This window comes from Shigella sp. FC1567 (genome assembly GCF_001743015.1).
In the GTDB taxonomy this organism is placed as follows: domain Bacteria; phylum Pseudomonadota; class Gammaproteobacteria; order Enterobacterales; family Enterobacteriaceae; genus Escherichia; species Escherichia coli.
The window spans coordinates 1-10,263 of record NZ_MIIV01000064.1 but is presented as its reverse complement, the minus strand read 5'-3'; the positions used below and the strand labels follow the sequence as shown (position 1 = coordinate 10,263).

At 48.2% G+C, this 10,263-nt stretch carries 8 protein-coding genes and 5 pseudogenes; 4 read left to right on the top strand and 9 right to left on the bottom strand.

Translation table 11 applies throughout. The features are described 5' to 3' along the window. Positions 1–235: integrase core domain-containing protein (locus BHE85_RS05330; RefSeq protein ID WP_146627965.1), on the top strand; the 235-nt coding region annotated here is incomplete at its 5' end. Positions 236–241: 6 nt separating this feature from the next. Here BHE85_RS05330 and BHE85_RS05325 read toward each other — a convergent pair. The 5 genes and pseudogenes from BHE85_RS05325 to ecpR all read right to left on the bottom strand — a co-directional run. Beyond that, positions 242–1,270: pseudogene (locus tag BHE85_RS05325) on the bottom strand (fimbrial adhesin EcpD); the annotation flags it as partial. Further along, a pseudogene (gene ecpC / locus BHE85_RS05320) lies at positions 1,260–3,783 on the bottom strand (fimbrial usher EcpC). The pseudogenes ecpC and BHE85_RS05325, both read right to left, overlap by 11 nt. Before the next feature lie 25 nt (positions 3,784–3,808). Further along, positions 3,809–4,477: a fimbrial chaperone EcpB gene (ecpB, locus tag BHE85_RS05315; protein ID WP_000716398.1), complete on the bottom strand. Its 669-nt coding sequence runs from the start codon at positions 4,475–4,477 to the stop codon at positions 3,809–3,811. A gap of 57 nt (positions 4,478–4,534) precedes the next feature. After that, entirely contained in the window at positions 4,535–5,170 is a 636-nt protein-coding gene (gene ecpA, locus BHE85_RS05310; protein ID WP_000150121.1) for a common pilus major fimbrillin subunit EcpA, read from the bottom strand. A 25-nt stretch (positions 5,171–5,195) separates the two neighbouring features. Further along, positions 5,196–5,738 (bottom strand): ECP biosynthesis operon DNA-binding transcriptional regulator EcpR, encoded by a 543-nt coding sequence (gene ecpR / locus BHE85_RS05305; protein WP_001296902.1) that lies wholly within the window; start codon positions 5,736–5,738, stop codon positions 5,196–5,198. Positions 5,739–6,560: 822 nt separating this feature from the next. Here ecpR and ykgL point away from each other — a divergent pair. Beyond that, positions 6,561–6,788 (top strand): annotated as a pseudogene (gene ykgL / locus BHE85_RS05300) (protein YkgL). Positions 6,789–6,822: 34 nt separating this feature from the next. Here ykgL and ykgO read toward each other — a convergent pair. The 4 genes and pseudogenes from ykgO to BHE85_RS27225 all read right to left on the bottom strand — a co-directional run. Further along, on the bottom strand, positions 6,823–6,963 hold the full coding sequence (ykgO, locus tag BHE85_RS05295) for a type B 50S ribosomal protein L36 (protein WP_000866436.1): 141 nt from the start codon (positions 6,961–6,963) through the stop codon (positions 6,823–6,825). Continuing rightward, complete coding sequence (locus BHE85_RS05290) at positions 6,963–7,226, bottom strand: type B 50S ribosomal protein L31 (RefSeq protein WP_000803999.1); 264 nt, start codon at positions 7,224–7,226, stop codon at positions 6,963–6,965. Before BHE85_RS05290 ends, ykgO begins: the two co-directional genes overlap by 1 nt. A 363-nt stretch (positions 7,227–7,589) precedes the next feature. Further along, positions 7,590–7,691, bottom strand: a complete 102-nt coding sequence (ykgR, locus tag BHE85_RS05285; RefSeq protein WP_000662258.1) for a small membrane protein YkgR — start codon at positions 7,689–7,691, stop codon at positions 7,590–7,592. A gap of 473 nt (positions 7,692–8,164) precedes the next feature. Beyond that, positions 8,165–8,254 (bottom strand): annotated as a pseudogene (locus tag BHE85_RS27225) (hypothetical protein); the annotation flags it as partial. 552 nt (positions 8,255–8,806) lie between these two features. On the opposite strand from BHE85_RS27225, the pseudogene fdeC reads away from it, so the two are divergent. Then, a pseudogene (gene fdeC / locus BHE85_RS05275) lies at positions 8,807–9,904 on the top strand (inverse autotransporter adhesin FdeC); the annotation flags it as partial. Positions 9,905–9,956: 52 nt separating this feature from the next. Beyond that, a partial coding sequence (locus tag BHE85_RS05270) for a transposase (protein WP_032219445.1) occupies positions 9,957–10,263 on the top strand: 307 nt, incomplete at its 3' end.

Genomic DNA, 10,263 nt, shown 5'->3' with positions numbered 1-10,263 from the left:
GCGCGGAAACTGCTGGGATAACAGCCCAATGGAACGCTTCTTCAGGAGTCTGAAGAACGAATGGATGCCGGTGGTGGGTTACGTAAGCTTCAGCGAGGCAGCTCACGCCATAACGGACTATATCGTTGGATATTACAGCGCACTAAGACCGCACGAATATAACGGTGGGTTACCCCCAAACGAATCGGAAAATCGATACTGGAAAAACTCTAACTCGGTGGCCAGTTTTTGTTGACCACTTCATCCCGAGGTTCACCATCTGCTTAAAGAAGTTGCTCGAGAAGAAAACATAGATCGAGTCTGCGCTCTTCATCTCGTTGAAGGTGTAGTAATAGGCGGTATTGCTCACCGGTTTCCATGAACTGCCATTCAGACTGAACTGCATATCGTACGCCCCGACGGCCGAGGCTAACGACGAGTTGGCGATCGCCGGGAATATATGGATTGAGGTGTTGCTGAGTCCGTTTGTTTGCAGGGTATAGTTGACCATCTTACAACTTAATCCTGAAAGGCTGCCGATGGTCTGTGTCCGGCAGTCGGCGTTCCCTTCGCCCAGGGTCGGCACCCCGTCGCTGTTGATAAATACCTCCGCCAGCGAGTGGGTATTTATTAACCGAAGATTTGCTGCTTTCGTATGGGTGACATTGCGAACATACCAGTTGCCGGAGGCCTGATCCTTACAACGCGCGCCGCTGCTGGCGTCATAGTTCACAGAGGTCTGACAGGCATTGATGGTCATTGTAAAGCTGCTGCCGACGGGCATTTGTTGCATATACTGGTAAAACGCGTCTGACAACATGCCGTGCATCCACTTCGCGCCGCCGCTGGTCACCGTCGCGCCATAAAATCCACTGGCGTCGGTGGTTTGCGGCAGGATAAGACTGGTGGTCATATTACACCCTGCGTACCAGTTGATGCAGCGTAAGCCAGTTAAAGGAGATGAAACCGGCGAATTTTCCAGCCACATATCAAACTTCCAGTTGGTATAAAGGCCGGTGTTGTAACCGTTATCAATGTAGCCGAGGCTTTGCTGATAGATGGTTCCTGAACCAGTGTATTTTAAACCGGTCCAGCGGTTGGCACCGGTCAGGCGCGGATCCAGCGCCCCGCCAGGAGTGACGAAAAAGTTGTCGTCTGAGTTGTTTTCGACAAACACAAACTCGCGTGCCGGTGCATCCGCCCAGGTTGTTTTGCTCACTGCCGCTCTGAGCGCAGTTACTGGCCAGATTAGCGCGAAAATTATCATCGTTATTAGTAGGTTAACTCTCATTCTCTTCTCCTGTCTGCGTCACCGCCGCCCACGATGAGAGGCCGCTGCAGACCACATCACCGACCCAGACGGCACCGCGCGCCTGGTTGAGTTCCAGAGCCACTTCGCAGGTTTTATTGCCACTGTAGCGAAAATCGATAGTGGGGTATTTCTTATCCACGTCCATGACAAACTCGCCGTTTTCATCGGTTCGGGTTCGGCCGATATGGTTGTTAATCCGTGCGTTAGCCAGCAGTGTGCCGTCTTCCGCACGGATACGACCGGAGACGGTAACCATCTGCTTCACCTCTGGCTCAATGACAGCGACATTGCCTGGATAGAGAGTCAGACGACTTTTGCGGCCGCTGACGATATCGTAACTGTCGAGTGAGTTTTTGCTGTTCTGTAACTCCACCTCATATCTTCCATAGGGAGAGAGCGGGAGATAGTTACGCTTGCCGTTAAGCGGGAAAATCCGCCCGTTGATTTTGGCGCTGATCTGACCGTCGTCCTCCAGCCCGGTGTTGAATATCACCCCAGCGTTGCCATCAGTCCGCCCGCTGGCAGCAATGTTTTTACCCTGCCAGCCGACGCTGCCATTGGCGGTCAAGTTGGTATTGACGTAGCCGTCCGCCGCGCTATTGACGTTCAGCGTTCCGCTGGCGTAACGAGCGTCGAACTGTGCATACGCCCCACCGCTGAGGGTTTTGTCATCACCGGTATCGCCGGAGATGGCACGTGACAGATTGGCACCAACAGTGCGAATGGTCCCTTCATCAAACTGTTTGCGTGCTGACAGGTTTGCCATGGTGTAGCCGTTTTGATGGGTCATCCCTGCGCTAAACCAGTTGCCCAGTGGTAGCGAGAGATCGAGAGCGATATATTTCCCTGTATTGGCGTTGCTGTCGCCGTTGTTATAGCGCTGAATACCGGCCCGCAGGCCAAGCGAACCAAAGGTACCGCTGTAGACATTTTGATAGTAATCTGCCGTGTAATAATGGCTGTTGTAACGGCGGTCATCATTGTAGCTGATGCTGAATGTGCCCAGCTTCGACCACAGTGAGTTCAGGTTGAGTGTGCCGCCGATTGCACGGTTGTCGGCATCGCTACGTCGCAATTGATTGCCAATACGGGTTTTTTCCTGGTTAACCCACAGCGAACTAAAGCCTCCCGGTAGAGTAGCGCTGATGCTGCCGATGCTGCTCCATGAGCTGTCACTGGCCAGCATATTTTGCAGGTTAACGTTGATCGCCCCCCCAAGCGGCAGCGTCAGACGGGTTTCACCCACCGCCTGATTATCGTATCCATATCCCGTTGCCGCCCAGCTAAGCGTACTCAATGAGCCGGAGGTCGAGGCACCTGCTAGCCAACTCTCTTTAGCTGGTCGCGTCTTTTTCCCGTTTTCCGACCAGCGATCCATATGAAAGCTACCGCCCCATACCTGCCACGCCAGTGGTGCACCGACGCCGCGCCCCGGCTAAACAGCTTATTGACCCGTTGAGTGCGTTTGCTGATCACGCGACCGTTAACGATCACCTCAACTTCCACATCGTAAATACCGTACGGTAGACCCCGGGTATCCACTTCATGATTGCCCATAGTGAAGTTCTGAACGCTTAGTAGCCGCCCATCACGGGTGAGATGTACTTCGCCCGCCGCCGGTAAAAAGGCGATCACTGGCGTGGCTGACTGGCTGCTGTCGAAGATGGTGGAGCTGGCCTGGTTTCCCCAGGAAAGGCCGTAAATCTTCCCTGCTGAAATGGCGGTCATCGGCCCTAATGACTGCAAGTTCCAGGTGTCGAGCATTCCACCGGCAAATCGGTGACCGGCAAAATCGCGTTCATACATCGCTTTATATAATTCACTGTCCTGTTGACCGCTACCGATCCCGTACAGCGAGCCGTCGAGCACCACATGATGTTCGCGCAGCGCAGTAACGTTATTCAGCGACAGATAGCTGGATGTGTTGCTCCCGCCGTTACGCAACTGGTTGTTATAGACGCCCAAGTTATAGCTCAGATTACTGCTGAGGGTGTTAACACTGGACTGCCCGATGTCTTCGCTACGTGAGCGTAGTACGGTGCCCAGCGCTTCGCGCTTGACCACCAGCTGCAGCAGCAGTTGGCGCAAGCTGAGATCCAACTGCGCGTTGTCAGTCAGGGGATGGTAAGGGCCTCATTGAACGGGGCGTTCGCCAGAGCCATCAGCTGCTGTCGAGTTTGTTCGCTGACACTGGCGTTATCTTCACTCTCTTCCAGCTGTATTTTCCGGATGCGTAGCTGTCCATCATCCAGCCAGATAAAAGCGCTGCCGATTCGCTGATCGTCCTGGCGACCCTGACTACCGGCGAGATGAATATAGAGCGGGACGCTCATGCCGTCCTGAAGCGCCTGACTGAAGGCCTGCGGAATAATCACCCCACCTATTTGCTGCGCACTTATGTCAGCAGCGCTGGCATCGGGCTGAACGAACAAAAAGACCATGCCGAAGGCAAACTGGGCTTTCAGTCCTGGGGAGAACCGTCGTAAAGGCATTGTCGTTATCCATCTGCACAGCTATCTATTTCACGGGAATGAACTTATCACCCTGCCAAAGTGCAACCCGTCCTTTGTTATCCGCAGTGTCCACGCGGGTAAAACGACGCGACTTGCCCGGCATCAGGTAGTAATTCTCTTTACACTCCTTACCGTTGGCGGCTTTCAGGCAGGGGCCGTAGGCGAGGATCCGCAGCGTCGCATTTCCTGTATTTGTCAGGGAGCCGTTGGCGTACTGAAAGTGGTAGTTCGCCTGACGAGGGGCGACGACCAGAATGGTGCCGATGCGGGCGGAAGCAGTGGCCACAGCGCTGCGGTTGGCATTATCGCGCTGCGCATCACTGAGGGCCTGATCAAACCAGACAATGCGGTAGTAGCGCTCTTTTTCATCTGCGGGTCCCTTATAGAAGAAGCGGATCACTTCGCTGGCTTGGGCGGGTAGCAGCAAGCTGGCGGGAGTGAGTAGCAACTCATCCGGCTTGTCCATTGAGATAACCTGCCCGTCGTCAAGCGGTGAAGAGAGCCGTTCGAGACGGATATTGATAAGGCGACCACTGTCGGTACTGTTTTTGATCGTTTTGCTCAGCGTGCTGCTGTCACTGTTCATAAACGATGATATATCGCCGACATCCAGCGCCTGGGCCGGAGATATTCCGGAAAACAGCAGAGCGAGAGGCAGAAGGTGCTTTTTCATAACAATTCCGTCCAGGAATAAAGCAGGGGGGCTACCCCTGCTGGTACATCAGAGAGATTAACTGGTCCAGGTCGCGTCGAACTGTACGCTAACGTCGCCGCTCCAGATGCCTTCCGGTAGAGTGCTGTAATCGGTTACTGCGGTGGTACCATTGGTGGTGCCGCTGATGATGGTGAAGGTGAAACCATCCTGTGCGGTGGTACGATTGCTGGCATTGTAACCGTTAGCCAGCGGGCTAAGGTTGCCGCCCAGTACGCCGTTGGCGGTATCGATCATCACGGTATCGCCAGTTTTTTCGACTGCCGCGCCGTTATAATCCACGCCCACATTCAGTGTGGAACCTGAGGTATCCAACTGAGTTAATGTGTTGGTGATAAGACGTGAGGTCAGTTTAAAGGCGGTAGCCGTTGAGTCACCCTCGATAGCCACGTCAAATAGACCTTTCTGTGAGTTAAAACCTTTAATGCCTTCGGCATACTGGAACGCCAAGCTACCGAGTGACGTCACAACCAGATTACTGGTGGTGTCTTTTTTGGCTGTTGCCGACCAGGTCGCTACAGCCTGAGCTGTTACGTCAGCAGCCTGCGCCACACCCATGCCGGTAAACACCGTTACCAGAGCTATTGCCAGAACCTTTTTTTCATTGCATTTCTTCCCGAGTTGAATTGAGGACGTGATGTCCCAGTGAGTCATTTTTTAAAACTAACTTGCCTGGAGTTTACTGAACCAACTTATATATTTTTGAGTACAGCTTGGCCTCAGCATTACGCCGATGGGTATACACTGTCTTCACACTACAATTTTCAATTCTGGCAATCGATTTAGGTTGCATTCCCTGGGCCGTCATGCGGATAATTTCCATTTCCCGGTCCGTGATTTTATCTTTCTTAATATCTTTTCTCAGGAACCTGCCATTAATCACATAGGCCAGTTCTTTTCTAATATCACGACTCAGTCCAGCGTATACCACGCCCCTAATATTGCTGTTGTAGTACCAATAATTAGCTAAGGCTTCTGACTTTCTGGCCGCAATCAATACGACCTGTTTCCCCTTTACCGCGGATAACCATTCATTATCACGGTTTATAAATTCAGATAAAGAATCCGTATTGAGATTGATAAACACGAAATCTTTTCTAATTTTCTCCAACGACAGATAAATTAATCTGTCGATATCCACAATCAGTTCAGATAGTCCTTTATAGAAGTAGGCGTCATGGGGAGACCAGATGTATTTATCAGAACGGTTTTGACATTCCATATGGTTTTTAACCTCATAGTCCCTACTGTAATCACTTTGCCATGTCACTACTTTCCAAACCTGTAATTTTTACAGGTGCATTCAGTTTCCTTAGTAAACCGGAAGTAAATAAGATACGTAGTACATATCAATAAAGGTTAAACGAGATTAAGTTTAATTATTTTCGATTGGGCTTAAATTTATGTTTTTTTTTCGATGAGTGTCAATATGTGAACGGAAAAGGAATTCAATGGTTAAGTCAATATTTAGAAAAACTGAAAATATTGCTTTTTTGATAAGAAGAAAAAGACATTTGGTTTCATAAGGTTATTGGCAATATAACGTTCAATTCTTACTTGCATTTTATATTGGTCAGGAACTTTGCCCTGAAGTGTTAGGAATAGTCTTAATGCGCTGTGTGATGGACTAGTAAAAAAACAAGTTTTAAGGGTAAGGGATAGAATATAAAACTATAATGAGCTGTCATTGAAGATGATTTGCCAATCAGTAAGAAATTTTAATGGATTAACATGCCGCACAAAATGGTTATAGGTGTTCATTACAATAAGTGATGGAAAATTGAACGGGCGTATGTACGTCATCTGTTCGGTAAGCCCTCAAGAGCCAGATTAAGTGAAGTTAAACGAAGGCTGCCAGCTGTCACAGGAACGATGGCCTCTTTGTCAGGGCACTGAGTGCAGTTATCTGTGCGCGTTACTCTAACTGGCACTCGAACGTCGGCGACGGGGTTACCGGTGGATCAGACTGTTCCTGTGGCGTAAACGTTTTTATGTTAGTACCAACAGATTTACCACATTTATCATCTTAACAGTTTGAGTGAAAATGCAGGCTGCGCCGCAAAGGGAGGAGACTGAGTGGCGTGTTCAGTCTAAAAGAGAGTTGATGCCAGCATACAGGGGCGAAGCTGGTCAACAAGTCAACATTAAGATAATGGAATATTCGTAGAGAAACGTCAGGCAGTTGGCCTCAAATGAACAGGAAGAATATATCCCCAGGAAAATTAATGTTGGTGTTATAAACACACCAACATTAATCCGATCTGATTATTAATCAGACAAATATCGTTAATCCGTCGAATTTTGAATCAACGTTTTTTCTTACGCCCCTGAACGGCCTTAAAACGTGGATTAGATTTACAAATCACATATAGCCGTCCTTTTCGCTTCACAATCTGACAGTCTGGATGGCGTTCTTTTGCGGTACGCAGAGAGTTAAGAACTTTCATCACGACCCCTTTTTCGTGCTAACAAAACGACCAAAACGTTGGGTGAATCGTGCAACATTTCCTTCTGATGCCACTGTTCTCAGCTTCCCTGTATAGAACGGGTGCGATTTAGAAGAGACATCAATTGTCACGTACGGATACGTTACGCCATCCAGCTCAATCTCACGGTCTGTTTTGATAGTCGAGCCGATTTTAAAGTACTCATCAACACTGGTGTCGTGGAACACCACAGTACGATACTCAGGATGGATATTGGGCTTCATCATTTTTACCTGTTATGTTATAGCATAACCATAAAGATACATGCTCATCCGGATCATTTCAACACCCAATCCCTGTGACCATTAGTGGTATGTGGAATTTCCGCAACGGGGAAGTCTGGCATTGTTAACAGCCGTTGGCGACGCTCCCATAAACGCCTGGATGAGTGATTGATGATGGTTTCGCTGAGAGTATGGATTTTTCGACAATGGAGGTTATCTCCACTTTACTGGCCGATGATTTATCGCAGTATGATTGATTACCTGACAGCGTGTATTCCTCTCCCACGGATATAATAATTACTTACAAAAAGGGAGAGAATGCATATTTTAAATATCACTGAAGTGAACAGTTTATTGCCGTTATTAATAGAAATGGAGAAATAAATAGGCGTATTCTACAATTGCGACAAAAACAACGATATTAATTAGTTTATGACTGATTTGTTGTACTTTATTCTCTTTCATTGGTACTTCCTCGCTTTAAAAAAGAGCGCACTTCGTAAGTGCCCTTATATAAATAACGAGTTTGGTCAACCAGTTTTTTGACATGTATCACAAATTTGAATAGATGTATTACATCGGCTATCTTTTATTGCACCAACGTCATTGATATATGTCGACTGAAGTCAGTCCCGGGAATGAGTCTGATCTCAAGACTGGCCCAGTCCTGGCGTTGATTGGTGCTGAGGAGCATATCGCATCTCATCATAATGTCGTATCTCCTGGGGTGTTATACAAGATATCGTTGTTGGTGACCAGGGAGAGGAATTGAGTTCTATTAAACCGTCAACTATGCCGGATACATACTGGATTACACTGCAGGCACGCCTTACGAGAGAACGTGCCGCAGTGACGGGTTAATTATCTGAAAGAATTTGTGAGGCTGTATCGGTTACTCATTGATTTGATAGTTTTACTCTCGGGAGAGTAATAGATATTTAATCTATTAACGGAAACCAGCCAGTTCCTTTCGATGCCTGAATTTGATTCCATAGTTTATCCGGAATGGTTAATTCATGAATAAGTTGTGTTCTCGTTCATGAGAAGCATAACGTAAAGGGAAAAGCTCGATTAGACGGCAGGATTTGTCAGGGGTTATGAACGAAATTCATAAATCTGTTTGAGTGTTGCGATGAGTAGTGTAAGTTCGATATCCCCGCAATTTACAGTCCGATGAAGGAAAATGAATATCCATAATAAATATATCGGTTTATCCTGGCGTATATACCTACTTCGACGTATTTCCAATAGTTGCTAATTAAAGGCAGGTCATTATTATTCAGTCTGAATAATGAATTATTCACTGTCCGCAGAGTAAGAAATATAACTTAGGTATCTATTTAATGACTTGCACAAAAAGCTAAATTTTTACCCATAAATAAAAATATAATCCCGCGCCCAACCACCTGATGAGTGGCTACAGACACTGGATATATCAGGTGGCGGTGCACTTTCTTACATAAAGGTATTTCCTTTTCTGCGGAAAAGGAAACCGGGAAATCCCCGGTTTTTCTGACAAGCAGACGCCATTATTTGTGTCTGCCTATGTTCGTTAATTCGTTCATCAGGAAATTATCTCAATGTCACGTTATAAAACAGGTCATAAACAACCACGATTTCGTTATTCAGTTCTGGCCCGCTGCGTGGCGTGGGCAAATATCTCTGTTCAGGTTCTTTTTCCACTCGCTGTCACCTTTACCCCAGTAATGGCGGCACGTGCGCAGCATGCGGTTCAGCCACGGTTGAGCATGGGAAATACTACGGTAACTGCTGATAATAACGTGGAGAAAAATGTCGCGTCGTTTGCCGCAAATGCCGGGACATTTTTAAGCAGTCAGCCAGATAGCGATGCGACACGTAATTTTATTACCGGAATGGCCACCGCTAAAGCTAACCAGGAAATACAGGAGTGGCTCGGGAAATATGGTACAGCGCGCGTCAAACTGAATGTCGATAAAGATTTCTCGCTGAAGGATTCTTCGCTGGAAATGCTTTATCCGATTTATGATACGCCGACAAATATGTTGTTCACTCAGGGGGCAATACATCGTACAGACGATCGTACTCAGTCAAATATTGGTTTTGGCTGGCGTCATTTTTCAGGAAATGACTGAATGGGGGGGGTGAACACCTTTATCGACCATGATTTATCCCGTAGTCATACCCGCATTGGTGTTGGTGCGGAATACTGGCGCGATTATCTGAAACTGAGCGCCAATGGTTATATTCGGGCTTCTGGCTGGAAAAAATCGCCGGATATTGAGGATTATCAGGAACGCCCGGCGAATGGCTGGGATATTCGTGCTGAGGGCTATTTACCCGCCTGACCGCAGCTTGGCGCAAGCCTGATGTATGAGCAGTATTATGGCGATGAAGTTGGGCTGTTTGGCAAAGATAAACGCCAGAAAGATCCACATGCGATTTCCGCTGAAGTGAATTACACGCCTGTGCCTCTTCTGACCCTGAGTGCCGGGCATAAGCAGGGCAAGAGTGGGGAGAATGACACTCGCTTTGGCCTGGAAGTTAATTATCGGATTGGCGAACCTCTGGAGAAACAACTCGATACAGACAGCATTCGCGAGCGTCGAATGCTGGCAGGCAGCCGCTATGACCAGGTTGAGCGTAATAACAACATCGTTCTTGAGTACCGCAAATCTGAAGTGATCCGTATTGCTCTGAACCGCCCCGGGAATCCTGGAGACTAAACTCCCTGAGAAAGAGGTAAACAGGATGACTAAAAATACTCGTTTTTCCCCCGAAGTCCGTCAGAGGGCGATTCGTATGGTTCTGGAAAGTCAGGGCGAATATGACTCACAGTGGGCGGCAATTTGTTCCATTGCCCCAAAGATTGGCTGTACACCGGAGACTCTGCGTGTCTGGGTACGCCAGCATGAGCGGGATACCGGAGGCGGTGATGGCGGGCTCACCACCGCTGAACGTCAGCGTCTGAAAGAGCTGGAACGTGAAAATCGTGAACTGCGCCGCAGTAACGATATCCTTCGCCAGGCTTCCGCTTATTTTGCGAAGGCGGAGTTCG